Annotated in this window: 22 protein-coding genes; 6 read left to right on the forward strand and 16 right to left on the reverse strand. The window is 70.3% G+C overall.

The window, feature by feature from the left end; translation table 11 throughout:
- Positions 1-211: 211 nt before the first annotated feature.
- Positions 212-1,834 carry a S8 family peptidase gene (locus tag ACTHNQ_RS17255; RefSeq protein WP_440335182.1) on the forward strand — a complete coding sequence of 541 codons (1,623 nt, stop codon included), beginning with the start codon at positions 212-214 and terminating at the stop codon, positions 1,832-1,834.
- 56 nt (positions 1,835-1,890) lie between these two features.
- The gene (locus tag ACTHNQ_RS17260) at positions 1,891-4,371 is read left to right on the forward strand and encodes a CHAT domain-containing protein (protein WP_440335183.1); all 2,481 of its coding nucleotides are present in this window, start codon (positions 1,891-1,893) and stop codon (positions 4,369-4,371) included.
- A 228-nt stretch (positions 4,372-4,599) separates the two neighbouring features.
- On the opposite strand, the gene ACTHNQ_RS17265 is transcribed toward ACTHNQ_RS17260, so the two are convergent.
- Complete coding sequence (locus ACTHNQ_RS17265) at positions 4,600-5,046, reverse strand: MarR family winged helix-turn-helix transcriptional regulator (protein ID WP_440335184.1); 447 nt, start codon at positions 5,044-5,046, stop codon at positions 4,600-4,602.
- A 78-nt stretch (positions 5,047-5,124) separates the two neighbouring features.
- On the opposite strand from ACTHNQ_RS17265, the gene ACTHNQ_RS17270 reads away from it, so the two are divergent.
- Entirely contained in the window at positions 5,125-5,760 is a 636-nt protein-coding gene (locus tag ACTHNQ_RS17270; protein WP_440335185.1) for a hypothetical protein, read from the forward strand.
- Between the two features lie 130 nt (positions 5,761-5,890).
- Here ACTHNQ_RS17270 and ACTHNQ_RS17275 read toward each other — a convergent pair whose 3' ends face one another.
- Complete coding sequence (locus ACTHNQ_RS17275) at positions 5,891-6,652, reverse strand: LysR substrate-binding domain-containing protein (protein ID WP_440335186.1); 762 nt, start codon at positions 6,650-6,652, stop codon at positions 5,891-5,893.
- Positions 6,653-6,687: 35 nt separating this feature from the next.
- On the opposite strand from ACTHNQ_RS17275, the gene ACTHNQ_RS17280 reads away from it, so the two are divergent.
- The gene (locus ACTHNQ_RS17280) at positions 6,688-7,062 is read left to right on the forward strand and encodes a DUF1304 domain-containing protein (protein WP_440335187.1); all 375 of its coding nucleotides are present in this window, start codon (positions 6,688-6,690) and stop codon (positions 7,060-7,062) included.
- Positions 7,063-7,065: 3 nt separating this feature from the next.
- Here ACTHNQ_RS17280 and ACTHNQ_RS17285 read toward each other — a convergent pair whose 3' ends face one another.
- From ACTHNQ_RS17285 to ACTHNQ_RS17300, 4 genes are all read right to left on the reverse strand, one after another.
- A complete protein-coding gene (locus ACTHNQ_RS17285) occupies positions 7,066-7,707 on the reverse strand; it encodes a thermonuclease family protein (protein ID WP_440335188.1) in 642 nt (213 codons plus the stop codon).
- Between the two features lie 77 nt (positions 7,708-7,784).
- Positions 7,785-8,192 (reverse strand): transferase, encoded by a 408-nt coding sequence (locus tag ACTHNQ_RS17290; RefSeq protein ID WP_440335209.1) that lies wholly within the window; start codon positions 8,190-8,192, stop codon positions 7,785-7,787.
- 147 nt (positions 8,193-8,339) lie between these two features.
- Complete coding sequence (locus ACTHNQ_RS17295; RefSeq protein WP_440335189.1) at positions 8,340-9,716, reverse strand: aspartate aminotransferase family protein; 1,377 nt, start codon at positions 9,714-9,716, stop codon at positions 8,340-8,342.
- A gap of 14 nt (positions 9,717-9,730) precedes the next feature.
- Positions 9,731-11,293 carry a CoA-acylating methylmalonate-semialdehyde dehydrogenase gene (locus tag ACTHNQ_RS17300; RefSeq protein ID WP_440335190.1) on the reverse strand — a complete coding sequence of 521 codons (1,563 nt, stop codon included), beginning with the start codon at positions 11,291-11,293 and terminating at the stop codon, positions 9,731-9,733.
- A 166-nt stretch (positions 11,294-11,459) separates the two neighbouring features.
- On the opposite strand from ACTHNQ_RS17300, the gene ACTHNQ_RS17305 reads away from it, so the two are divergent.
- Positions 11,460-13,037 carry a PucR family transcriptional regulator gene (locus tag ACTHNQ_RS17305; protein WP_440335191.1) on the forward strand — a complete coding sequence of 526 codons (1,578 nt, stop codon included), beginning with the start codon at positions 11,460-11,462 and terminating at the stop codon, positions 13,035-13,037.
- Positions 13,038-13,050: 13 nt separating this feature from the next.
- Here ACTHNQ_RS17305 and ACTHNQ_RS17310 read toward each other — a convergent pair whose 3' ends face one another.
- From ACTHNQ_RS17310 to ACTHNQ_RS17330, 5 genes are all read right to left on the reverse strand, one after another.
- On the reverse strand, positions 13,051-14,094 hold the full coding sequence (locus tag ACTHNQ_RS17310) for a zinc-dependent alcohol dehydrogenase family protein (protein WP_440335192.1): 1,044 nt from the start codon (positions 14,092-14,094) through the stop codon (positions 13,051-13,053).
- 74 nt (positions 14,095-14,168) lie between these two features.
- The gene (locus ACTHNQ_RS17315) at positions 14,169-14,501 is read right to left on the reverse strand and encodes a cupin domain-containing protein (RefSeq protein WP_018171364.1); all 333 of its coding nucleotides are present in this window, start codon (positions 14,499-14,501) and stop codon (positions 14,169-14,171) included.
- Complete coding sequence (locus ACTHNQ_RS17320) at positions 14,498-15,928, reverse strand: NAD(P)/FAD-dependent oxidoreductase (protein ID WP_440335193.1); 1,431 nt, start codon at positions 15,926-15,928, stop codon at positions 14,498-14,500. The genes ACTHNQ_RS17315 and ACTHNQ_RS17320 overlap by 4 nt, the downstream gene beginning before the upstream one ends.
- A 122-nt stretch (positions 15,929-16,050) precedes the next feature.
- On the reverse strand, positions 16,051-16,608 hold the full coding sequence (locus ACTHNQ_RS17325; RefSeq protein WP_440335194.1) for a cysteine hydrolase family protein: 558 nt from the start codon (positions 16,606-16,608) through the stop codon (positions 16,051-16,053).
- A 23-nt stretch (positions 16,609-16,631) separates the two neighbouring features.
- On the reverse strand, positions 16,632-16,994 hold the full coding sequence (locus ACTHNQ_RS17330; RefSeq protein ID WP_440335195.1) for a winged helix-turn-helix transcriptional regulator: 363 nt from the start codon (positions 16,992-16,994) through the stop codon (positions 16,632-16,634).
- Positions 16,995-17,058: 64 nt separating this feature from the next.
- Between ACTHNQ_RS17330 and ACTHNQ_RS17335 the strand changes: the two genes are divergently transcribed.
- Positions 17,059-17,898, forward strand: coding sequence for an NAD-dependent epimerase/dehydratase family protein (locus ACTHNQ_RS17335; RefSeq protein ID WP_440335196.1), 840 nt, complete (start codon positions 17,059-17,061; stop codon positions 17,896-17,898).
- Between the two features lie 34 nt (positions 17,899-17,932).
- Here the strand turns inward: ACTHNQ_RS17335 and ACTHNQ_RS17340 are convergent, their stop codons facing one another.
- The 5 genes from ACTHNQ_RS17340 to ACTHNQ_RS17360 form a co-directional block, all read right to left on the reverse strand.
- Positions 17,933-19,588, reverse strand: coding sequence for an amidohydrolase (locus ACTHNQ_RS17340; RefSeq protein ID WP_440335197.1), 1,656 nt, complete (start codon positions 19,586-19,588; stop codon positions 17,933-17,935).
- Between the two features lie 93 nt (positions 19,589-19,681).
- On the reverse strand, positions 19,682-20,578 hold the full coding sequence (locus ACTHNQ_RS17345) for an ABC transporter permease (RefSeq protein ID WP_440335198.1): 897 nt from the start codon (positions 20,576-20,578) through the stop codon (positions 19,682-19,684).
- On the reverse strand, positions 20,575-21,498 hold the full coding sequence (locus tag ACTHNQ_RS17350) for an ABC transporter permease (protein WP_440335199.1): 924 nt from the start codon (positions 21,496-21,498) through the stop codon (positions 20,575-20,577). Before ACTHNQ_RS17350 ends, ACTHNQ_RS17345 begins: the two co-directional genes overlap by 4 nt.
- On the reverse strand, positions 21,491-22,669 hold the full coding sequence (locus ACTHNQ_RS17355) for a polyamine ABC transporter substrate-binding protein (protein ID WP_440335200.1): 1,179 nt from the start codon (positions 22,667-22,669) through the stop codon (positions 21,491-21,493). The genes ACTHNQ_RS17350 and ACTHNQ_RS17355 overlap by 8 nt, the downstream gene beginning before the upstream one ends.
- A 41-nt stretch (positions 22,670-22,710) precedes the next feature.
- Positions 22,711-23,907: an ABC transporter ATP-binding protein gene (locus ACTHNQ_RS17360; RefSeq protein ID WP_440335201.1), complete on the reverse strand. Its 1,197-nt coding sequence runs from the start codon at positions 23,905-23,907 to the stop codon at positions 22,711-22,713.
- Positions 23,908-24,052: the final 145 nt, after the last annotated feature.

Below are 24,052 nucleotides of genomic sequence, written 5' to 3' on the forward strand. Positions count from 1 at the left end.
GCGAATGGGCGACGGACCCCGGCGAACACGGACGGTTCGCCTTCGACGAGGTCACGCCAGGGGTGGCGCGACTCCGTCTTGTCGTGCGCGACGCCGACGGCGCGCTGCGCGACTTCCAGACCCCGCAGTTCGAGGTCTGACGCAGTTTCGTTTCGGAAATGGATGCCGCGGCCTGGGGGCCGCGGGATCCCTATGCGCAAGGGAGAGTGCAGTGAGCGACGACTGGCGACGGCGGTATGACGCATTTCGACCCCGGGGGGTCGATCTGGACCCGGCCAAGGAACCCGTCGAGCCGTACACCGCGTACCCGACGACGTACGCGCCAGGCCATCTGCTGCTGACGGACCATGGGCGCGAGGAGGATGTGCGGACCAACCTCGAGCGTGCCGCGGGCGAGTTCGGGTGGGCGGTCGAGGTGGATGCCGCACCGTCCGACGACGTCGTCGCCGCTCGCCCTGGTCGCCGTTTCGTGCGCAGCCAGCCGAAAGAGCCGGTCGTGCGTCGCGTGAGGATCCGGCCGAATCCGCAGCCTGGACGAGACGATCAACCCGTGCCGCCTGTGGATGCGTGGCGTCTGCTGCAACGCACTCGAGCACTCGTGCTCTCACCTGAGCCGGACATCGACACTCAGGCCGATCGCGGTGGACTCGCCCCCGAGAAGCCACTCGTCAAGGACCCCGAGACCCTCAAGGGCCTTGGCCTCGACCACGTGATGTCCGTCGGTCCGTTCGGTCACACGAATCCGTTCGGTCACACGAATCCGTTCGGCCACACGAACCCGTTCGGTCACACCAACCCGTTCGGTCCTGAGAGCTATGCGAACCCGGGCAGTGGCGGGCGTCAGGTCGTCGAGTATGTGGGCCCGAGCCCCGCTCGCCGCGCCGACCCTCAGCCTCCTGGACGCCGGCCCGTGGTGGCATTCATGGACACCGGCTGCTGGGGCGGGCACGACTGGTTCGCGGATCGTCTCGTCCAGAACCCGCCGATGTTGGGGATCGTCTCGCCGGGCACCGATCCGGAGACCAAGGGCGACATCGCCGGTCCGCTGGACGGCTTCCTCGACGGCGCCGCGGGGCACGGCACGTTCGTGGCGGGCGTGATCCTGCAGGCGTGCCCCGATGCCCTGCTGCTTCCGATCCGGGTGGCCGACAGCATGGGTACCGTCCTGGAGGGCGATTTCCTCGATGCCGTCCAGGCACTGCTCGACGCGATGAAGGCCGGCCTCGTTGTGGATGTCCTCAACATCTCGCTCGGGTACTACCACGAGACGCCGAGCGACGAGCAGTTCGATCTCACGCTCTCGCGATTGCTCGTCGAGGTCCGCGAGCTCGGTTGCGCGGTGGTGTGCTCGGCGGGCAACGACTCAACGTCGCGACCTGCGTTCCCGGCGGCCCTCTGGGCGTGGAAGGACGCCGAGTTCACCGTCGATGATCCCCCCGCAGCTGCTCCGCACGTCGCCGTCGGCGCCCTGAATCCCAACGGGTCCGTCGCGCTCTTCAGCAACGAGGGCAACTGGGTCCGCACCTACGCTCAAGGCGTCTCGATCGTGAGCACGTCGCCCAGATTCCAGGGCGGGATGCAGCCGGGCTCGCGGTCCGACGCGTACGGCCATCGACGCGAGTCGCTCGATCCGGACGACTTCGCCAGCGGGTTCGCCGTCTGGAGCGGCACATCCTTCGCCGCGCCGTACGTCGCGGGCAGGCTGGCGGCTGGCATCGCGGATGGACTCCTCAGCGGGACGGCGGATCCTGGTGCTGCTGCGCGGTCGGCCGCGCTGCGTGGTGCACACGACGCGGTGAAGGCCGAACTCGATGCCACGGTGATGAAGGTGTGACCGAATCGGATGCCGGGGCACTACACGCACACCCCGGCATCCGCCAAGATGAGTCGGTGACAAGCACTGGGGCGAGTTTGCATCGCCGCGGCGTCGCGGCAGCGAATCAGGGCCGCTACGCCGAGGCACGTCGCCTTCTCGACGCCGCAGCGGTGCGCGCGGACGACGACGATCTGAGGGCGCGCATCGCCGGCACCATGGCGTACATCACCGCGCGCACAGGCGATCTGTCGGGTGCCGAGAGGATGTGCCGAAGCGCGCTCGAGACATCGGGCATCTCTGCCGAGACCAGGGCGATCCTTCTCGGCCAGCTCGGTGCGCTGGCCGAGCAAGCCGGACGCCTTGACGACGCCGAGCTCCTGCTCAGCGAGGCCATCTCAAGCATCGACGATCAGTCGGTCGTCGCGGCGCGGATGCTGGTCACCCGCAGCCTCGTGAACATGAGCCGCCGGCGCCTCGATCTGGCGGCGGCCGATGCCGACGCCGCGATCTCCGTCTACGAACGCCAGGACATGGCTGTCGAGGCGGCGCAGATCCGCCACAACGTCGGGTACATCGCATTGCTCCGTGGTGACCTCGTGGTGGCGCTCCGCGAGATGATGGTCGCCCGGCGTGCCCTGATGGACGTGTCGGAGGTGACCACCGCGATCTGCGACGTCGACCGCGCGCAGGTGCTGCGCGATGCCGGTCTCACGACCGAAGCCGAGCGTCTGCTGGAGCGCGCGGCCGTCAGCTTCGGGCGCAGGCGGATGCCGCAGGCCCGCGCTGAGGCCGAGTTCGAGCTTGCCCGGTCGCTTCTGTCTCACTCCGTGCGAAGTGCGGCAACCGTGGCGGGGCGTGCCCAGAAGGGGTTCCGGCGGATCGGCCATGACACGTGGGCGGCAAGGGCCGAAGCCGTCAGATTGCGTGCTCAGCTGAGCGGTGGGAGGACGGAGTACTCGGGGACCGTCACACCGACTCCACGCCGTCGAGTCCGGGCTGAGGAAGTCGACGCGGTGGCGAACAGACTGCTCGCGGTCGGATTTCCGACGGAGGCGGCCGCCTTGCGACTGACACATGACCGCGCGGCGATCGAGAGCGGCGACGCCGACGTCGCCCCGGTGAGGCTGGCGCAGTCCGCGCCGATGGAGCTGCAGCTGCTCGCTGCCGAGGTGCGTGCCGCGCGAGCCGCGAAGGCCGGCCACCCCGCCACAGCGCGCAGACGCCTCGCGGAGGGACTGGATGCGCTCACCAGTTGGCAGCAGGCCTCCGGAAGCATCGACCTCCAGACGTCCGTGACGATGCACGGCAGTGCGCTGATGTATGCCGGAATAACGTCCGCAGTTCGATCCGGCCGCGCCGAAACTGTCTTCGAATGGTCGGAAAGAGCGCGTCATCTGAGCCAGCAGGTCGCACCCCTGCGACCCCCGCCGGACCGTGAGCTGGCCCGTGAGCTCGCGGAGCTTCGTATGCTGCGCCTGGAGGATTCTTCTGGCGACTGGCTGTCAGGGGCGCGTGCGGCGACTCTGCGAGAGCAGGCGCGCGCGAGACAGTGGTCAGCGACCGGGACGCGCCAGGTGGACGCTCGCGTCGATCTGAAGACGATGCAGGGGCTTCTGACGGATGACTCCTCGCTCGTCTCGTTCGTCTTCACTGGTGACGAGGTCGTGGGCCTCGTGGTCACCGGAGAATCGGCGACGCTCGTTCGCCTCTCGGCGTGGGGCCCCATCCGGTCGCTGCTGAGTGGGCTTCGAGCCGACCTCGACATGGCGGCCTCGATTCGGACCGGGCCGATGGCCGCTGTCGTCAAGATCTCACTCAACGAACGTCTCGCGGATCTGTGCAACACATTGCTGGAGCCGATGATGAGGGTCGCCGGCTCTGGGCCGGTGGTTCTCACGGTGCCGGGAGTGCTCAACGGAGTGCCGTGGTCGATGCTCCCCTCGCTGCGCGGCAGAGCCTTCACTCTCGCCGCGTCGGCGACGAGATGGGCCGCCTGGCGGGACGAGCCGCCGACCGATGGCCCGCGCGCTGGTTTCGCCGTCGGCCCGCGCGTGGAACGCGGCCAGGATGAGGTGTCGAGGGCAGCACGGATGTGGCCCCGCGCGGTCGTGCTCAGTTCGAACCGCGCATCGGCATCGGCGGTCACCGAACTCGCTGAAGGGGTCGACGTGCTCCACATTGCAGCTCACGGCCGCCATGCGGTCGACAACCCCATGTTCTCGGGTCTCGAGCTCGCCGACGGCACGCTGTTCGGCTACGACATCGACCTCATCGAGAACGTCCCCGACACGGTGATCCTCTCGGCGTGCGAGGTCGGCCGCTCGTCGGTGCGCTGGGGCGAGGAGGCGATCGGCATGACCCGCGTGTGGCTCCACGCCGGCGCCCGCTGCGTCGTGGCGGCGCCCGTGGTCGTCGCGGACGACGACGCGTGCGAGCTGCTCGCCGCGATGCACGAGGGGCTGGCCGCCGGCATCCCGCCCTCCGTCGCGCTCGCCGAAGCGTCGGAGCGCACGGGGATCGTGGCGCCGTTCCAGGTGCACGGCGCCGGGTTCTGAGAATCTCGGAGATTTCCCGGAATTCGATGTATCAGGCCCGGTGCCGGGTGCTCCTGCTCTTCGGAACCGCTCATTGCCGCCCGACGGGGGGTCGGGCGCACGAGCAGAAGACGCATGGGGCCGCACCTGGGGATGCGGGTCTTCGGTGCCGGTTCCTCGAGGGGTGTCGCATGGGGATCTGGCGGCACCCCTCGTATCGCGTCCAGGTGAGTCGGAGGGTGCGCTTTCTCACCCGAGGCGCTTGAGGAGTCCGACGAGCTGAGCGCGCTCATCCGGCGTCAACGGCTCCAGCAGCGACTCCTGGATGCCGTCGAGCACAGCATCCAGCTGGGCCAGGCGAGCGATCCCGTCGGGCGTGATCGAGACCACCTTCCGGCGTTGGTTCGCGGGATCCACCTCGCGGTCCACGAGACCCAGATCCTCGAGGACGCGCACCGCGGCCGTGACGTCACTGCGATCGATGCCGGTGTCACGTCCGAGGTCGGCCTGGCTCACCGGTCCCCACTGCTCGAGCGAGGCGAGAAGGCGGTAGTGGTAGCCCCGCAGTCCTTGGCCGTGCTCGCCGAACCCGGACGCGAGTAGACCGCTCGCCCTCGCCGCCGCCCGACCCAGCAACCAGGTCGGCCGCTCCCGCAGGCGGTCGGGTGTTCGTTCCGGAGCGTGCGCGGGCTTCATGCACTCAAAGTACCAGTTGATTGGTTGCGCCAACATTGCTATGTTGGCTCAACCAACATCAATGAAGGGGAGAAGGACATGAACGAACGAGTGCTCATCGTGGGACGCAGCGCGCCGGTTCTCATCGATGCCGTGGCGGCGCTGCGACGCAACGGGTTCGGGGCGAACGCGACCAACCAGTTCGATCGACTGCTCGATGAATACGATCCGGGCGACATCGACCTCGTGGTCTTCGGCGGTCAGGTCCCGGCGGAGCAGCGCACAGAGCTCGAGTCGGCGATGGCCCGGCGAAATCCGCACATCCGCTTCGTGAACGGGCTGGGCGGCGTCGCTCCGCTGCTCGTCGCGCAGATCGAGGAGTACTTCGGCCGGCCCCTCGAGGGCGTCACCTACGACGCCTCCGCGCGCGACGTGCGTGTGCGACTCGAGACCGGCGCGCACGTCGAGGTCTCGGGAGTGTGGGCGGTGCCCGTCGGGTCTGAGCCGTCAGCGCGCTCGGCGATCGCGCATGCCGGTGACCTTGCCGGCGGCGAGCACACGATCCCGCTGCCCGACGGCGTGCCGGCACAGGGCGCGTTCGTGATCGTCCGCGTCGACGGGCGAGTGGCGGTGTTCCCCGTCGCCCAGACGTCGCCGGTTCGACGCGGCGCCGGCAGGACGCTTCCCGTGGCCGAACCTGTCTCGACGCGACTCCCGTGGGAGGCGGCGGCCTGACCGGCTCCGCAGGCGGGCGGCGGTTGCCGTGCCCTGCAGGGGCGAACAAGCGACCCCCGCTACCGCCGCGGCTCCCGGTGAGTGAGCGTGCGATGCGCGCCCACCACCGAGCGCCTCGACGACACGCTCCTCAGCCTCGGGAAGAGTTCGCGGTGCGTCCGCGCACGATTCCGACGAACGCGTCGACCGCCGGGTTCGTGCGCTCCGCCACCCAGGCGAGCGCGACCGTCGACGTGGGTCCGTCATGCAGGACGCGGTAGTCGGCGTCTTTGCGGTGATGCAGTCGCGCGAGCGACATCGGCACCACCACGAAACCGACGCCGGCTGCCACCGTCGCGATCGCCTCGGCCGTGTCGGCGGGAGGAGCGAAGCGCGGCTCCTCGGTGCCGGGGATGCGGATGCCGAGCACGTCGTCGCGGGGGACCACCAGCACCTCGCCGACGAGGTCCGCGGCATCCAGCTCGTCGGCTGCCAGCAGGTGCGAGTCCTTCGAGGTCACGACGACGGGAACCTCGTCGTAGAGGGGGATGACGTGCAGCCCGTCCTTGTCGATCGGCAGTCGCACGAGGGCCGCGTCGACTTCTCCGTCGACGAGCGCGCGACGCTGGTCGGCGACCTCCAGCGGCACGAGGTCCAGCGAGGTGCGCGGCATCCGGTCGTTCCACGTGTCGATCCATCGGCCGGGTGTCGCGCCGGGGATCGCGCCGAGCGTGAACGTCGCCGGCATCGGCGGTTCGACGGGTGCGGGCTTCGGCGCGCGCGGCTGTGCGGGCTTCGACGTGCGCGGCTGCGAGGACTTCGGCCTGCCCTTGCCCGGTGAGCCGGGGGCTCCGCCCGCGCGGCGGGAGGCGGCATCCCGACCCCGACCCTTGTTCGAACCGCCTTTCGCCATACGGTTCAGCGTAGCCGGGGCGCTATGGTTCCCTCATGGTGGGGATTCTCGCGACGGTCTTCGCAGCGCTGGCGGCGCTGCTGCACGTGTACATCTTCGTGATGGAGAGCGTGCAGTGGACACAGCCCAAGATCTGGAAGCGGTTCGGCGTCGCCGACCAGGCGGCCGCTGAGATCACGAAGCCGATGGCGTACAACCAGGGCTTCTACAACCTGTTCCTCGCGATCGGCGTGGTGATCGGCATCGTGCTGTTCTACGCCGGCGGCGGCATCGCGCTCGTGCTGTTCTCGCTCGGCTCGATGGTCGGCGCGGCGCTCGTGCTGGTGACGACAGGTCTGAAGTATGTGCGGCCCGCGCTCATCCAGGGCACGCTGCCCCTCATCGCGTTCGTACTCTTCCCGTTCGCCTGACGCTCAGCAGGCGCCCCAGAGACCTGCCCGGGATGCCTCGGCCTCTGCCTGCGCGGCGTCGAACAGGTCCGCGTGCGCGGTGTTGGGGTCGATGCGCAGCGCCTCGGCGTCGCCCGCGGCGACGAGCTCGTAATTGACGAAGCGGCGGTCGACGGTCCACAGGTACAGCAGTGCGCGGTCGTACCGGTCGTAGAGCTCGGTGTCTGGCGCGGCCCACACGGTGGCGCCGTCGGGCAGCAGCTCCGCGAGGTGCGCGCGGGCTTCGTCGGCCCAGCATTCCGGCGTGGGCGTGCCCTCGGGGGTGTCGATGCCGATCAGCCGCACACGCCGCCGTTCGCCGGTCGCGGGGTCGGCGACCTCGATCGTGTCGCCGTCGAACACGTGCGTGACGATCAGGTCGTCGGCATCATCCGGACGCGGAGGGATGCCGTCACCCGGCGTCTCTCCGTCCGGCTGAGCCGCCTGTGTCGTCGGCATCACTCCGGGCAGCGGCAGCCGTCGTCCCAGGTCCCAGCTGCGGATCGAACCGGGCCCGGCGCCCGACGGCAGCCACCCGAGAGCCGCGAGAGCGAGTACGACGAGGATCGTGGCCGCGACGATCAGGGCTCTCGCTCCACGCGCGGGCCGGCGACGGTCGTCGTGCATCGCGCCAGGCTAGCCGCGGCGGGCGCGGCCCTCCGAGAGTTGTCCACAGGGGCACGCCGCCGCGGCGGCGCAGGGACTCACGCCGCCAGGCGGAGTCCTCGCTTGTCGGTGGCGACGCGCTCGCCGTCGGCGATGGTGACGTCGTCGCCGATGAGAGAGCCACCCGCCACGCGGGCGTCATGACCCACCTGGGTGCGGACGCCGATCTTCGCCTTCGGCCCGATCGCGGCCCGCGGGCCGATGTGCGCGTGCGGCTCGATGACGGCCTGGGGTCCGATGACCGCATCCGTCTCGACCCACACTCCGCGGCCGACGTGTGCGCCCGCCGCGATCTGCACGCCCGGTTCGACATACGCCCCCGCTTCGACGACGGCGCTCGGGTGCACCTTCGCTCCATGCGCGATGAGGCCACGACCGTTGACGTGCTTGCGGTAGCGCAGCGTCTCGCCCTGGTCGTTCTCGATGTCGATGTAGTTCTTGCCCACAGTCCCCTCCTGCGGCACCATCTGGTGCTGGATACAGGAACAACCTCAGGTGAGGCTCATCTATTCCCGCGCATCGGAACGATTCGGCCACACGACGAAGGCCCCGGATCCGAGCGGATCCGGGGCCTTCGTGGCAGGGGAGGCGACTCAGCGCGTGACGTACTCGTCCGCGGCCGACAGCGCGCGGTCGATGACGTCGAGGCCGCGCAGCAGCTCCTCCTCGGTGATGACCAGCGGCGGCGCCACGTGCACGCGGTTGAAGTGCGTGAACGGCCACACGCCGTCGCGCTTGCACGCCGCGGCGACTGCGGCGACGGGTGCGGCATCCGGTCCGCTCGCGTTGAACGGCACGAGCTGTTCGCGCGTCTCGCGGTCCTTCACGAGCTCGATCGCCCAGAACAGGCCGAGGCCGCGCACATCGCCGACGGACGGGTGACGCTCGGCGATCTCGCGCAGGCGCGGGCCGACGACGCGCTCGCCGAGATCGCGCACGCGCTCGAGGATCCCGTCGCGCTCGAACACGTCGAACGTGGCGACGCCGGCGGCGCACGCCAGCGGGTGGCCCGAGTACGTCAGGCCGCCGGGGAACGACACGGTGTCGAAGTGCGCGGCGATGCGGTCCGAGATCACGACGCCGCCGAGCGGCACATACCCCGAGTTCACGCCCTTCGCGAACGTGATGAGGTCGGGCTGCACGTCGAACGCCTGGAACGCGAACCACTCGCCAACGCGGCCGAAGCCGACCATGACCTCGTCGGCGATGTAGACGATGCCGTACTTGTCGCACAGCTCGCGGACGCCGGCGAGGTACCCGGGCGGCGGGACCAGCACGCCGTTGGTTCCGACGATCGTCTCGAGCAGGATGCCGGCGATCGTGCCGGCGCCTTCGAGCACGATCGTCTGCTCGAGGTGCTGCAGGGCGCGCGCGGTCTCTTCCTCGGGTGAGGAGGAGTGGAACGACGACCGGTACGGGTACGGGCCGTGGAAGTGCACGACCGACCCGTCGGCGGGCTCGTTCGGCCAGCGGCGGGGGTCGCCGGTCAGGCTGATCGCCGTCGACGTGTTGCCGTGGTAGCTGCGGTACATCGACATGATCTTGCGGCGGCCGGTGAACAGGCGTGCCATGCGCACGGCGTTCTCGTTCGCATCGGCCCCGCCGTTGGTGAAGAACACCTTCTCGAAGCCGTCGCCCGCGACCCCGGCGATGCGGCGCGCGAGCTCGCCACGGACGTCGTTGGCCATGGACGGCTGGATCGTCGCGAGACGGCCCGCCTGCTCCTGGATGGCGCGGACGAGATCCGGATGCTGGTGCCCCAGGTTCAGGTTCACCAGCTGCGAGCTGAAGTCGAGGTACGTGTTGCCGGCGTAGTCCCAGAACGTCGAGCCTTCACCGCCCGCGATGGGCAGCGGATCGATCAGCGCCTGTGCGCTCCACGAGTGGAACACGTGCCCGCGGTCGTCGGCGCGCACACGCGCGTCGGCCTCGAGGTCGGGCTGGACGCCGGTGAGGAGGGTGTCGGTCATGTGCGGATCCTGGTTCAGTGGTTCTGGGGGAAGCCGAGGTTGATGCCGCCGTGGCTGGCGGGGTCGAGCCAGCGGCTGGTGATGGCCTTCTCGCGGGTGAAGAAGTCGAAGCCGTGCACGCCGTACGCCTTCGCGTCGCCGAACAGGGACTTCTTCCAGCCGCCGAACGAGTGGTAGGCCACGGGCACGGGGATCGGCACGTTGATGCCGATCATGCCGACGTGCACCTCGTTCTGGAAGCGGCGGGCAGCGCCTCCGTCGTTCGTGAAGATCGCGGTGCCGTTGCCGAACTGGCCGGAGTTGATCAGCTCCAGGCCTTCGTCGTAGCTGGCGACGCGGACCACCGACAGGACCGGTCCGAAGATCTCCTCGGTGTACGCGCGGGAAGTGGTGGGGACGCGGTCGAGCAGCGTCGGGCCGAAGAAGAAGCCGTCCTGATGTCCGTCGACCTGGAAACCGCGGCCGTCGACGACGACCTCGGCCCCGTCGGCCTCGGCGATGTCGACGTACTCCGACACCTTCGAACGGTGGATGCCGGTGATCAGGGGTCCCATGTCGGGCTCGACGCCGTCGGGCTCCAGGCCGGCCGCGCCGTTGCCGATGCGGAGCTTCGCGATGCGGTCCTGGATCTTCGCGATGAGCTCGTCGGCGACCGGCTCGACGGCGAGTACGACCGAGATCGCCATGCAGCGCTCGCCGGCCGCCCCGTAGCCCGCGTTGACCGCGGAGTCGGCGACGAGGTCGAGGTCGGCGTCGGGCAGCACCAGCATGTGGTTCTTGGCTCCACCGAGCGCCTGCACGCGCTTGCCGTGCTGGGACGCCGTCTCGTAGATGTACTGGGCGATCGGGGTCGAGCCGACGAAGCTGATCGACTCGACGACCGGGCTTTCGAGGAGTCCGTCGACGGCCAGCTTGTCTCCCTGCAGCACCGTGAACACGCCGTCCGGCAGCCCGGCCTCTTTCCACAGCGCTGCCAGCCACAGCGCGGCCGACGGGTCCTTCTCGGAGGGCTTGAGCACGACGGCGTTGCCGGCGGCGATGGCGATCGGGAAGAACCACATCGGCACCATCGCCGGGAAGTTGAACGGCGAGATGATGCCCACCACGCCCAGCGGCTGCTTGGTCGAGTACACGTCGATGCCGGTCGACACGTTCTCCGAGTACGCGCCCTTGATCAGGTGCGGGAACCCGCACGCGAGCTCGACGACCTCCTGGCCGCGGAGGATCTCGCCCATCGCGTCCGAGACGACCTTGCCGTGCTCGGCCGTGACGATCTCGGCCAGCTCGCGCTTGCGCGAGTTCAGCAGCTCGCGGAATGCGAAGATCACCGACTGCCGACGCGCGATCGAGTAGCCGCTCCAGGTCTGGAAGCCGGCGCGGGCCGACGCGATCGCCGCGTCGATCTCGGCCTGGTCGGCGAGAGCGACGTGCGCGGTGACCTGACCGGTCGCCGGGTTGTAGACCGGGGCGGTGCGACCGCTCGTCGACGGATGCTCGGCGCCGTCGATCCAGTGCGGGATCACACGGAGGTCAGTGGCTTCCGCAGGCGGGGCGACGGTGGTTTCGACGGTGGTCATCGGGCTTTCCTTCGGCGTCGGACAGATCGTGTGACGATCCCTTAGGCTTGACGCGTCCCAGCCTGTCAGAGAAGAAGAGGCGGCCACGGTGCCCGACCGTCGCGAAGATCGAGCGATCCATACGGATCGTCCGGCAGAACGATCCGCAAACGAGACCCTCCCCACGGTGCGCGAGGTGATCGCCCTCGATGCCGTCGCGAACGGCGTTCCCGAGGTGCTGGTGGGCGACGAGGCACTGGATGCGCGCGTGCGCTGGCTGCACGTCTCCGACAGTGCCGGCGTCGCCCGTCTGCTCGACGGCGGTGAGCTCCTGCTGTCGACCGGGTCGTCGTGGCCGGCCGAGCCGGGCGACCTGCGCCGGTTCATCGACGAGCTGGTCGACGCGGGCCTCTCCGGCCTCGTCCTCGAGCTCGGGACCCACTACCGTTACGTGCCCGCTGTCGTCGTCGAGGCGGCGCGCGAGCGCGGTCTCGCGCTGGTCGTGCTGCACCGCGAGGTGAAGTTCGTCACGCTGACCGAGGCGGTCCACAGTCGCATCATCACGGGTCAGACCGATGCCCTCCGTGCCCGCGACGAGGTGCGCGAGCGGTTCACCGCCCTCGTGCTGCGCGGCTCGCCCGCCGACTTCATCGTGCACCAGCTCGCCCAGACCCTCGGTGCTCCCATCGTCCTGGAGAACCTCGGGTACGAGGTCGTCGCCGCCGAAGTCCCTCTCGCGATGGAGGAGGAGCTCTTCACCGAGTGGGAGCTGCAGTCGCGCTCGGCCCACCGGCGCCTGGCCGCCCGCCGCGAGCGCGGTGCCGCCCCCGACACCGACGACTGGCTCATCGTGCCGGTCGAGGCGCGCGGCATCCGGTGGGGCAACCTCATCGCGCTCCCCGGCCCCGATCACGCCGCCGGTCGCACCGCGGTGCTCGAACAGGGGGCGATCGCCCTCGCCGTGGGCCGCCTGGCCGACGGCGACGCAGACGAATGGGCGCGCATCGGCCGCCGTCGACTCGTCGACGGCCTGCTGGCCGGACGATTCGCCGGCGTCGGGGGAGCGGCCGCACGCCTCGAAGCGGCGGGGCTCCCGCTGCGCGGGTCGCGCCTGTACGGTCTCGTGATCTCGGGTGCGCCCGTCGCCACGGAGCGAGCGGATGCCGCAGCCCGCGCCCTGCGCGGTCGCGCGCTGGCCGGCTCGGCTCCGGCCGGGGGCGTGGGCGCGACACTGCTCCTGTCGCTGCCGCCCGATGCCGTCTTCGACGACGCCGCGGTGCTCGGCGTCGTGCGCACTCTCGTAGAGCCCGCCGACGTCGAGCGGGTCATCGTCTCGGTCGGCAGTGCCGCCGAGGGGATCGAAGAGGCGCTGGCGTCCGTGCACGAGGCCGTCGACCTCGCCGGGGGCCGGCGCCGTCGGTCCGGTCGTGGCCCGTATCTGCGCCGCTCCGAGAACCGGCCGCTCGTGCAGCTGGTCACGGCGCTGCGAGACGACCACCGCGTGCTCGAGCACGGCGAGCGCATGCTCGCCCCCCTGATCTCGCACGACCTGTCGCGCTCGGGCGACCTCCTGGACGTCCTGGAGGCGATGCTCGCGCACCCCGGGAACCGCACGGCTGCGGCATCCGCGTCCCACCTGTCACGCTCCGTCTTCTACCAGCGGATCGCGCTCATCGAGGAGCTCCTCGGCTCCGACCTCGACGACGGCGAGACCCAGACCGCACTGCACCTGGCGCTCCTGGTGCGGAGGTCCGCGGGGCGGTGATGGCCTGGCTGCGTCAGGGCAGGCGCGGGTCGATCATCGTCATGCCGGCGGGCGTCGCCCGGTCGAACGACGGCAGGAGCTCCGCCGCCTCCGACAGCCCGACGATCCGCTCGATGAGCGACTCCGGGTGCAGGGCGCCGGACTCGATGAGCGCCAGCATCCCGGCATAGTCGACCGCGGCCATGCCGTGGCTGCCGAGAAGGTCGAGCTCCCACCCGATCACGCGCGACATCGGCACCCGCGGGTGGCCGTCGACCGGCGGCAGCAGCCCGATCTGCACGTGACGACCGCGCCGGCGGAGGCTCAGGATCGCGTCGCTGCAGGTCTGCTCGCTGCCGACGGCATCCACGGCGACATGCGTTCCGCCGCGACTCAGCTCGTGGACGAGCGCGGGGACGTCGCGTCCGTCGGCGAGCACGGTGTGGTCGGCGCCGAGCTGGGATGCCGCATCCAGCGCCGCCTGGTGACGATCGACGACGATCACCTGGGCACCGAGGGCCTTCGCGATCATGACGGCGCTGAGCCCGACGCCGCCGGCGCCGACGATCGTGACCCATTCGTCCCGCGCGAGCCGGGCGCGCCCCACAAGGCCGCGGTATGCCGTCGCGAACCGGCATCCGAGCGCCGCCGCGGCCTCGAAGCTCACGGACTCGGGGATGGCCACGAGGTTCGCGTCGGCGGCGTGCAGCGTGACGAACTCCGCGAACGAACCGTCGTGCGTGAAGCCGGGCTGCGTCTGGTCGGGGCAGACCTGCGCGTCGCCCTGAAGGCACCATTCGCATCGACCGCAGCCGCACACGAACGGCACGGTGACGCGGTCGCCGATCCGCCAGTTCGCCACTCCTGCACCCACCTCGGCGATGACGCCGGCCAGCTCGTGCCCGGGCACGTGGGGGAGCGCGATGTCGTCGTCGTGCCCGGCCCACCCGTGCCAGTCGCTGCGGCACAGACCGGTCGCCCGCACCTCGACGACGACCCCGCCCTCGGGCGCCGCCGGCCTCGCGATGTCACGGACCTCGGGCGCGACGCCGAAGGCGTCATAGACCACTGCACGCATGCATCCATCGTCGCACCGGCGCGGAGGAGCGGATGCCGGGGCCGAGTCCGCGGTGGGACAGGGAGCACGCCGGATCAGCCCGCGACGTAGACCTTCCGCAGCGTCTCGTGCACAGTCCAGACGGTGTGCATGCCCGCGGTCAGCTGCACCACCGATCCGGGGCGGAGCTCGACGGGCGCGAGGGACGAGTCCGTGAACGACAGCGTCGCCGAGCCCGCCAGCACGACGAACACCTCGTCGGCCTCGACGTCGGTCGACGTGCCGGGCGTGTGCTCCCACACGCCGATCGTGTCGGTCAGCTCGACGAACCCGGTCGACGGCGTGCCCGCCACCACCTGGTCGGCGGGCAGCGGCTCCAGCGGGATCGCGAGGGCGGCGGCATCCGCTGCCACACCGGGGACGATCATGAGTCGAACCCGAGGCCGAGCGCGTCGAGCGTCTTGAGCAGGACGTTGCGCTTGCCGAGGTTGTGGTCGGCGCGGTCGAGGGACCAGCGCACCGTGTTCACGGCCATCGAGGCGACCGGCTCGGGCGGGAACGGGATCGGACGCTTGCGCACCATCTCGAGCTCGGTGCGCTCGTTCGAGACGCCGTCGAGCAGGTCGAGCATCACCTCGCCGGCGAATCGCGTCGACCCGACGCCCAGGCCGGTGAACCCGGCCGCGTAGGCGACGCGGCGGTCGCGGGCGGTGCCGAAGAACGCGGTGAACTGCGTCGACGAGTCGATCGCGCCCGCCCACTGGTGGGTGAAGCGCAGGCCCTCCAGCTGCGGGAAGGTCGTGAAGAAGTGGCTGGCGAGCTTCTCCCACGTCTCGGGACGGTGCTCGTGCGCGGGGTCGACCTTGCGGCCGTAGTAGTAGATCGCGTCGTACCCGCCGAAGAGGATCCGGTTGTCCTTGGTGATCCGGTAGTAGTGGAACTGATTCGCCATGTCGCCGATGCCCTGGCGGTCGTTCCAGCCGATCGACGCCAGCTGCTCGGCCGACAGCGGCTCGGTCATCAGCACGTAGTCGTACACGGGCACGGTCATGAGGCGGTTGCGCTTGATCAGCGAGGGGAAGACGTTGGTGCCGAGGGCGGCGCGGGATGCCTCGACCCGCCCCTGCTCGGTGACGACGACGACGCCGGGGCCGGACGTGTCGAGAGCGGTGACGTGCGACCGCTCGAAGATCTCGATCCCACGCTCCTCGCACACGCGGGCCAGCTCGGCCGCCATCCGCGCCGGGTGCACCATGCCGCAGGTGTTCTTCTCCCACACCCCTGCAAGGTATGTGGGCGAGTCGACCGAGGCGCGCACCTCGTCCTGGTCGAGGTAGACGACGCCCTCTTCGCCTTCGGCGGCCCACTCCTTGGCCCATTCCACCTGGTGGGGTTCGACGGCGGGGGCGAGCATGCCGGTGCGCTCGAACTGGAAGTCCATGCCGTACGTCGCCTCGGACGCCTCGATCGCGTCGAGGTTCTCGAGCCCCAGGCCGTCGATGAGCGGCATCTCGTTCGGCCAGCGGGCCATGCCGTTCTCGTGCCCGTGCGTGAGGCTCGACTCGCAGAAGCCGCCGTTGCGTCCGGACGCCGCCCAGCCCACGCGCTGCGCCTCCACGACGACGATCTTCGCGCCGGGGGTGCGCTCGCTCGCGAGGAGCGCGGTCCACAGACCGGTGTAGCCGCCGCCGACCACGACGAGGTCGGCGCGGTGCGTGCCGACGAGCGACGGGCGGTCCGGCGTGAGGGACTCGGGCAGGTCGTCACGCCAGAAGACGGAATGTCTGGTGTCGGCGAGCGAGTGGCGGATGACGGATGCCTGCGGCCGCTGTCGTTCGAAGACGGTCGTGCCCACGGTTATCAACTCCGATGCGTTGGTTTCTCCCATCCTCGCCCGTCCACAGGCGCGGTGGGGAGGGCCGGTGTCGGAGATTCCGAAGACGGCCGGACGGTTTGTCGGAGCGGGGCGAACCGGGCTCAGGCGACGGCGAGCTCGCCGATCAGCGCATCGACCGGCGCGACACGCGCGTACGTGCCGTGCAGCGCCGCGAGGAACGCCGTGTGCACCTGTGCGCCCGGGACGGTCACCTCGCCGAGGGTCAGGTCCGGCGCGGCGCACGCGTCCTGTGCGACGGCGAGCGCGAAGCCGAGATCGGATGCCGCACGCACCGTCGCGTCGACGCACATGCTCGTCATCATGCCCGCGACGACGATCTCGTCGGGCTCGACGGAACGGAGCAGGGACTCCAGGCCGGTGCCGAGGAACGCGTTCGGCTCGTGCTTCACGATGACGTGCTCTTCCCCGTCGGGGGCCACGCGCGGGTCGAACTCGACCCCGGGCGTCTCGGACTCGAAGAAGGCGGCATCCGGACCGTCCCAGATGTGCTGCACGTGCACGACCCGCTCACCGGTCGTGCGGAAGGCGCTCAGCAAGCGTGCGGCCGCATCGGCGGCGGCATCCGCACCGACGAGCGGGTGACGTCCGCCGGGGAAATAGTCGCGCTGGATGTCGATGAGCAGGAGCAGTCGGGTCACCGATACAGCATAGGTCGCACGCGTCAGGCGCTGAGGGCGCGCCGGCGCGACTCGAGCACCTCGGGCACGTGCTCCTCCGCCCAGACCCGCATCGCAGCGATCGGCTCCAGCAGAGACCGGCCGAGGCCCGTCAGCGAGTACTTGACCCGCGGCGGCGAGTCGGGGAACGACCGTCGCTCGAGCAGCCCGTCCGCTTCGAGCGCGCGGAGCGTCTCGGTGAGCACCTTCGGCGAGATCTGGCCGAGTCGCTCCTTGAGCTCGGAGAACCGCATCGTCCGCTCCGACAGCGCGAGGACGATGAACATCGTCCACCTGTCGCCGATGCGCGAGAAGATCACCCGGCTCGGGCAGGCCGGGCTGGTCACGTCCCATTCGACGGTCGTCATGCGGGGTCACCTCCGGGGAAGTTCCGTTGAAGTAACCGACAGGGTCGGCCCTACGGTGAACGGCATGAAGATCCTACTGACCGGCGCGACCGGCTATATCGGCTCTGCCGTCCTCGACACCCTCCTCGACGCCGGCCACGACGTGGTCGCTCCGGTGCGCAGCGACCGGGCGGCGGCCACCGTCGCCGGGAAGGGCGCGACGCCCGTCATCGGCGACCTGAACGACCCGGACTGGCTGGCGGGCATCCTCGCGGGAACGGATGCCGCGATCCACACCGCGGCGTCGGACGACGCCGAACGGCTGAACCGCGCCGTCGCCGACGCGGTCGAGCGCGTCTACAGCGGCACCGAGCGACGCTTCGTGCTGACCAGCGGGATCTGGGAGTACGGGGCGGGTGGCAGCATCCACAGTTCCGATACGCCGGATCCGGTCGATCTCGTGGCGTGGCGCGTGCCCATCGAGGAGCGGCTGCTGGCCTCGGACGTGTCGACCACCGTCATCGCCCCCGGTGTCGTGTACGGGCACGGCAAGGGGCTGGTGTCGCTGATCACGGATGCCCCGCGCACCGCGGACGGCGCGCTCACACTCATCGGCGACGGATCGCAGCGCTGGACGTGGGTGCACGTGGACGATCTCGCGCGCCTGTACCTGCTGGCGGTGACGCATCCCGTCGCGGTCGGTCGGCTGATCGCGAGCGACGGCGCGCCGGTGTCGGTGCGCCAGGTCGCCGAGGCTGCGGGGGCGGATGCGGCGCCCGAGTCCGCCGAGGCGACGCGCTCCCGTCTCGGCGGGGCGTTCGCCGACGCGCTGCTGCTGGACCAGGCCGCGTCCGGTGACGAGGCGCGCGAGCTCGGCTGGACGCCCGAGCATCAGGGCGTGCTGCAGGAGCTGGTGCGGGTCTGACGTCCGAATGCGGTCGGGGGCGGGTGCGGGCGGCTCAGGAGTCGGGTGCCGCGTACACGCGCTCGCCCTCGACGAACGTCTGCAGCACCCGGGTGGCGCCGATCTGGTCGGCCGGCCCGGCGAAGGGATCGCGGTCGAGCACCACGAGGTCGGCGTACTTGCCGACCTCGACCGTGCCGGTGACGTCGTCGAGGTGGTTCACCCAGGCCGAGCCCGCCGTGTACGCGGTCAGCGAGGTCGCGAGGTCGATGGCCTGCTCGGGATAGAACGCGTCGTAATCGCCCTCCTCGTGCCCCGGTGCCGCCTTGCGGTTCACGGCGGTGTGGATCGCCGCGAGGGGGTCGGGCGTCGACACCGACCAGTCGCTGCCGGCGGCCAGCACCGCGCCCGCCCGCAGCAGGTCGCCGAACGGGTACTGCCACGCCGAGCGCTCGGGGCCGAAGAACGGCAGCGTGAGCTCCACCATCTGCGGTTCGTACGTGGCCCACAGCGACTGCATGTTCGCGGCGACGCCCAGCTCGCGGAAGCGGGGGATGTCTTCGGGATGCACGACCTGGATGTGGGCGATGTGATGCCGGTTGTCGGAGCGCCCGTTGCGCGCGATGGCGTGCTCGACGGCATCCAGGCACTCGCGCACGGCGCGGTCGCCGATGGCGTGGAAGTGCACCTGGAACCCGGCCGCGTCCAGGAGCGGCACCGCCTCGTTGAGGATCTCGGGAGCGACGAACGAGATTCCCGAGTTGTCGGTGGGGTGGCCGTGCCCGTCGAAGTACGGTTCGAGCATCGAGCCGGTGAAGTTCTCGGCCACGCCGTCCTGCATGACCTTGATGCTCGTCGCGGCGAAACGGCCGCCGCGGTACTGCTCGCGGCGTTCGACGAGCAGCGGGATCTGCTCCAGCCCCGCGGCGCGGTCCCACCACAGGGCGCCGACGACCCGGCCGGTCAGACGGCCGTCGGCGGCGGCCGCGAGATACGCGGGACCCGGGTCGCCGGCATCCCCATATGAGCCGACGATCGCGTCCTGCCAGGCCGTCACGCCGAACGAGTGCAGGTACCGCTGACCGGTCAGCAGTGCCTCGACCATCCGCTCGGGCGGCTCGGCCGGCAGCAGTCGGTTCACGAGCGACATGGCGCCCTCGTGCAGCGTGCCCGACGGGGTGCCGTCCGCGTCGCGCTCGATGCGGCCGTCGGCGGGATCGGGGGTGTCGCGGTCGATGCCCGCGAGGCGCAGCGCGGCGGAGTTCACCCACGCGCCGTGGCCGTCGCGGTTGGGAAGGAACACCGGGCGGTCACCGGTGACGGTGTCGAGGAGGGATGCCGTCGGCGTGCCTCCCGGGAACGCCGACATCGCCCACCCGCCGCCGAGGACCCACTCGTCGTCCGGGTGCGCGGCGGCGTAGCGCCCGATCTCGTCGACGTACTCGGCCGCCGTGTCGAGCTGCGCCAGATCGCAGCGGAGCATGTCGAGCCCGCCCCACACGGGGTGGACGTGCGCGTCCTGGAAGCCCGGCAGCAGCAGGCGTCCCGCGAGGTCGACGACCTCGGTCGAGGGGCCGACGAGGTCGCGGACGTCGTCGCCGCCGACGGCGACGATGCGGCCGCCCGAGACGGCCACCGCATCGGTGCGCGAGCGGACGGTGTTCGCGGTGAACACGGGCCCGCCGGTGAAGACGAGGTCGGCGTACGGCATGGGACTCCCTGGGCGATCGGGTCGTGGGGGCGAGCGAGGAACGAGCAGGATGCGACGTCGGGCGACGGTCGGCTCAGAGGCGCGGCATCCGGATCATCCGCCCGCCATCGTGCGGGCGATGTCGGCGGCCGAATCGCCCGCGCGCTTGAGCACGAGGGCCACGACGGCCAGCGCGATGAGGGTCAGCAGCAGCATGATCGTCGACACCGCCGCGATCTCGGGACGCAGGCCCGTGCGGACCGCACCCAGGATGTACACGGGCCACGGCGTGGACCCCGCCACCGAGACGAAAGCCGCGATGACCGTGTTGTCGAGGCTCAGCGTGAACGACAGCAGGAACCCGGCGAGCACGGCGGGCATCGCGAGCGGAAGCGTGACACGGCGGAACGTCGTCAGCGGCGGCGCATACAGGTCGGCGGACGCCTCTTCGAGCTGCGCGTCCAGGCCGATGAGCCGGGCGCGCACGAGGTACGAGACGACCGCGATGGAGAACAGCGAGTGGCCGATCACGAGGCGGAAGACGCCGTCGTTGAAGAAGGCGATGCCCCAGTCCTGACCGAGGGTCACCAGCCACGGCAGCAGCGCGACCGCGTCGACGATCTCGGGCGTCACCGACACGAGCAGCAGCAGCACGAGGAACCACCACACCCACTTGCCGGGGTGACGGGCCATCGCGATGCCCGCGAGCGTGCCGAGCACCGATGCCAGCAGCGCCGCGAGGAAGCCGGTCTGCACCGAAATCAGCACGGCGCTGCGGATGACCTCGTTCGAGACGATCGCGGCGAACGAGTCGAACCCGAACGTCGTGAACGACGTGAGCAGGCGCCCGACGTTGAACGAGTAGACGACGACCACCGCGATCGGCAGGAACAGGAACACCAGGACCGCGATGCCCCAGATCGTGAAGCCGAGGTCTCCGCGGTTGCGCTTGGCGCGCGGGGTCACGCTGCTCTGCGCCGACAGGATCGTGCGCGTGTCGGTGGCGGTCATGCGGCACCTCCGGCCGGGGAAGCGGATGCCGTCGCGGGCGCGGGCACCGGGTCGAGCACCACGCGATTGCGCAGGCGGAACGGCAGGCCGATGAGCCACACCAGTCCGAGCCCCACGGCCGCCGTGAGCAGCACGATGAGGATCAGCATGATCGCCATCGCCGAGCCGAGCGCCCAGTTCTGCGCCGTCTGGAACCGCGTCGCGACCATCTGGCCGATCATGTTGCCCTTCGCGCCGCCGAGGATCGTCGCGGTGATGTAGTCGCCCATGAGCGGGATGAACACCAGCAGCACGCCGGCCACGACGCCGGGGCGCGAGATCGGGAGCGTGACCCGCAGGAAGGTGGTCCAGCGGCCGGCGCCGAGATCCTTCGACGCCTCGCGCAGCGACGGACCCACCCGGTCGAAGGCGACGAACAGCGGCAGGATCATCAGCGGCAGGTAGTTGTAGATCACGCCGAGCAGCACCGCCGGACGCGTGTACAGGATGTCGAGCGGTCCGAGGCCCATCGCCTGCATGACGCCGGACAGCCAGCCGTTGGGCGCGAGGATGATCTGCCACCCGATGGTGCGCACCAGGAAGTTGGTCCAGAAGGGCACCATCACGAGCGCGACGAGCAGTCCGCGCTTGGACGGCGGCGCCTTGACCGCCATCCAGTACGCGACCGGCGCGCCGATCGCCAGACACGCGAGCGTGCCGACGATCCCGATCCACAGCGTGTTCTGGAACGTCGCGAAGAACGTCGGCGTCAGCACTTCGAGGTACCGGTCGAACGAGAGCACGTCGTTCGCGTGGGTGCCGAAAATGCCCGGCTTGTAGCCGAAGCTGAACCAGACGACGTAGCCGACCGGGATGACGAAGAAGAAGAGCAGCCACGCCCACGCGGGGAACGCGAGGGCGATGCCCGCCTTCTTACGCACCCGCAGCCGCCTTGACCTTGTTGTAGATGTCGACGACGCGGGTGAGGGCCTCGTTGACCTCGCCCTCTTCCATCGTCGCCAGCTGCTCGGGCGTGAAGAAGACCATGTCGAGCAGCTCGAGGCCGGCGTCGGCGGCTGCCTGCTCGATGTCGGCGACCCCCGTGTGGTAGCCGATGTAGTCGAGCTCCTGCAGCGAGACGGCGGGATCGAGGACGTAGTCGATGAACGCGTGCGCGGCCTCCGGGTGGGGAGCGCCCACCGGGATCGCCCAGTTGTCCATCCAGATCTCGGTCTTCGGACCCGCGAGCACCCACTGCCAGCGGTCGGGTTCGCTGCTCTCCATGAGCGCGAGGCGCACGTCGCCGTTGTAGGCCTGCATGAGCACGTGCGAGGCCTGCTGGATCGCGCCGCCGCCCGGGTACGAGTCGAACGTCTCGATGTGCGGCGCCAGCGTGTTGACGAGGAAGTCCTCGGCGGCATCGAGGTCGCCCTCGTCGGTCGTCGTCCACGGGATGCCGTTCGCCCAGAAGTACGCGCCGGTCAGCTCGCTCGCATCGTCCAGAACGGACGTCTTGCCGCTGGCCTCGTTCTGCGCGGCGTCGAGGAAGTCCGCCCACGTGGTGAGCTCGCGCGTGATGACGGTCTTGTCGTACACGTACCCGGTCGTGCCCCAGTCCTTGCAGATCGAGTACTCGTTGTCGGGATCCCACGCACGACCCACGAACGCGGGGTCGAGGTTCTTGAAGTTCGGGATCAGGTCGAGGTTGAGCTTCTGCAGCAGCCCGTTCTGCACCATCTGCTGGATGTACACGCCGGTGGGCACGACGATGTCGTAACCGCCGGTGCCCTTCGCGGCGGTGAGCTTCGCGATCATCTCCTCGTTCGAGTTGAACGAGGTGAGCTCGACCGTCGGGCCCTTCTCCTTCGTGAAGGCGTCGATCACGTCGGGGCTGTCGTAGTCGCCCCACGTGTAGATCGACAGCTTGTTCTCCAGTGCGCCGCCGGTCGCCTTCGGCGCCGCGGAGGTCCCGCCGCCGGGCGAGCACGCCGTGAGGATCGCGGCGGCGCCGGCCGCAGCGGCGATGCCGAGGAATCCGCGGCGGCTGAGCTCACGGCGGATCGTGGGCACGGCATCGGCGCTGGCGAGGATGCGGATGGGGGACTCGGGCATCGGGGTCTCCAGGGGGCTCGGGTGCGAAGGGGACGGTCGGATCAGACGGCGGGCGGGGCGACGTAGCCGCTGTCGGCGGCGGCGTCGTCGGCGGGGAAGAGCAGCACGTTCGCGGCATCCCACGAGCAGACGACCGCGTCGCCCACCGCGAGAGACGGCGCCTCGGGTGTGGGCCGGCGGGCGATGATGCTCTTGTCGTCCGACACCTTCACCAGGTACTGCATGGTCTCGCCCAGGTGCGCGACCCCCAGCAGCGTTCCGCGGACGGAGTTGACGGAGGATGCCGTCGACCCGGCTTCGGGGGACGACTCCGCCGCGATGCGCACGAACTCCGGACGGACGGCCGCCTGGCCGCGCACGGCGCCGGCGAGCTCGGGCGAGTGTCCGCGGACCAGGCCCTCCGCCGCCTCGACCGCGGCGCCGTCCGCCGTGACCGTGCCGGTGAAGAAGTTCTGCTGCCCGACGAACGCCGCCACGTACGCCGAGGCGGGACGCGCGTACACGGTGTCGGCGTCGGCGATCTGCTCGATGCGGCCGTGACGCATGATCGCGATGCGGTCGCTCATCGAGAGCGCCTCGCCCTGGTCGTGCGTCACGAAGACGAAGGTGATGCCCAGGCGCGACTGCAGGAGCTTGAGCTCGAGCTGCATCTCTTCGCGCAGCTGCCGGTCGAGGGCGCCGAGGGGCTCGTCGAGCAGCAGCACCGCGGGTCGGTTCACGAGCGCCCGCGACAGGGCGATGCGCTGCTGCTGGCCGCCCGACAGCTGCGTGGGCTTGCGGTCGGCGAACTGGCGCATCTGCACCAGGTCGAGCGCCTCCGAGACGCGCGTGCGGATCTCGGCCTTCGGGGTCTTGCGCTGCTGCAGCCCGTACGCGACGTTCTCGGCCACCGACATGTGCGGGAAGAGCGCGTACGCCTGGAACACCGTGTTGACGTTGCGGCGGTACGGCGGCTCGCCCAGCACCGACTGACCCGAGATGCGGATGTCGCCGGCATCCGGCTGCTCGAAACCCGCGATCATGCGCAGCGTCGTCGTCTTGCCGCAGCCCGACGGACCCAGCAGTGAGATGAACTCGCCCGGCTGGATGGTCAGCGACAGGTCGTCGACGGCGACCTGGTCCCCGTAGCGCTTGGTGATGCCCGAGAGCAGGACCGCCCCGCGCGACGCGTCGCCGTCGGTGGGAACCTGGTCTGCCGGGAGCGCCGATGCGGGCGCCGTGCCTGTGGACGTCGTCACTCGTGAGGTCCTTCGTGTCGCGGGCCGTGCGGCGGTGCGCGGCCTTTCGGGTGTGGGGGTATTCAATAGCGGGGCGTGCCCGGGTGCAATCCGCGCCACCGCGAAACAGGACGATCCGGGCCACGGGGTGTGCTCGGTGCGACAG

It is taken from the genome of Microbacterium sp. (genome assembly GCF_051953575.1).
GTDB lineage: Bacteria > Actinomycetota > Actinomycetes > Actinomycetales > Microbacteriaceae > Microbacterium.

Excerpts from the sequence above, each read along its gene's own strand:
- ACTHNQ_RS17270 (WP_440335185.1), top strand. The coding sequence starts at position 5,125 with ATGAACGAACGAGTGCTCATCGTGGGACGCAGCGCGCCGGTTCTCATC.
- ACTHNQ_RS17335 (WP_440335196.1), top strand. The coding sequence starts at position 17,059 with ATGAAGATCCTACTGACCGGCGCGACCGGCTATATCGGCTCTGCCGTC.
- ACTHNQ_RS17280 (WP_440335187.1), top strand. The coding sequence starts at position 6,688 with ATGGTGGGGATTCTCGCGACGGTCTTCGCAGCGCTGGCGGCGCTGCTG.
- ACTHNQ_RS17300 (WP_440335190.1), bottom strand. The coding sequence starts at position 11,293 with ATGACCACCGTCGAAACCACCGTCGCCCCGCCTGCGGAAGCCACTGAC.
- ACTHNQ_RS17345 (WP_440335198.1), bottom strand. The coding sequence starts at position 20,578 with ATGACCGCCACCGACACGCGCACGATCCTGTCGGCGCAGAGCAGCGTG.
- ACTHNQ_RS17275 (WP_440335186.1), bottom strand. The coding sequence starts at position 6,652 with ATGGCGAAAGGCGGTTCGAACAAGGGTCGGGGTCGGGATGCCGCCTCC.
- ACTHNQ_RS17315 (WP_018171364.1), bottom strand. The coding sequence starts at position 14,501 with ATGATCGTCCCCGGTGTGGCAGCGGATGCCGCCGCCCTCGCGATCCCG.
- ACTHNQ_RS17295 (WP_440335189.1), bottom strand. The coding sequence starts at position 9,716 with ATGACCGACACCCTCCTCACCGGCGTCCAGCCCGACCTCGAGGCCGAC.
- ACTHNQ_RS17340 (WP_440335197.1), bottom strand. The coding sequence starts at position 19,588 with ATGCCGTACGCCGACCTCGTCTTCACCGGCGGGCCCGTGTTCACCGCG.
- ACTHNQ_RS17265 (WP_440335184.1), bottom strand. The coding sequence starts at position 5,046 with ATGAAGCCCGCGCACGCTCCGGAACGAACACCCGACCGCCTGCGGGAG.
- ACTHNQ_RS17355 (WP_440335200.1), bottom strand. The coding sequence starts at position 22,669 with ATGCCCGAGTCCCCCATCCGCATCCTCGCCAGCGCCGATGCCGTGCCC.
- ACTHNQ_RS17285 (WP_440335188.1), bottom strand. The coding sequence starts at position 7,707 with ATGCACGACGACCGTCGCCGGCCCGCGCGTGGAGCGAGAGCCCTGATC.
- ACTHNQ_RS17330 (WP_440335195.1), bottom strand. The coding sequence starts at position 16,994 with ATGACGACCGTCGAATGGGACGTGACCAGCCCGGCCTGCCCGAGCCGG.
- ACTHNQ_RS17310 (WP_440335192.1), bottom strand. The coding sequence starts at position 14,094 with ATGCGTGCAGTGGTCTATGACGCCTTCGGCGTCGCGCCCGAGGTCCGT.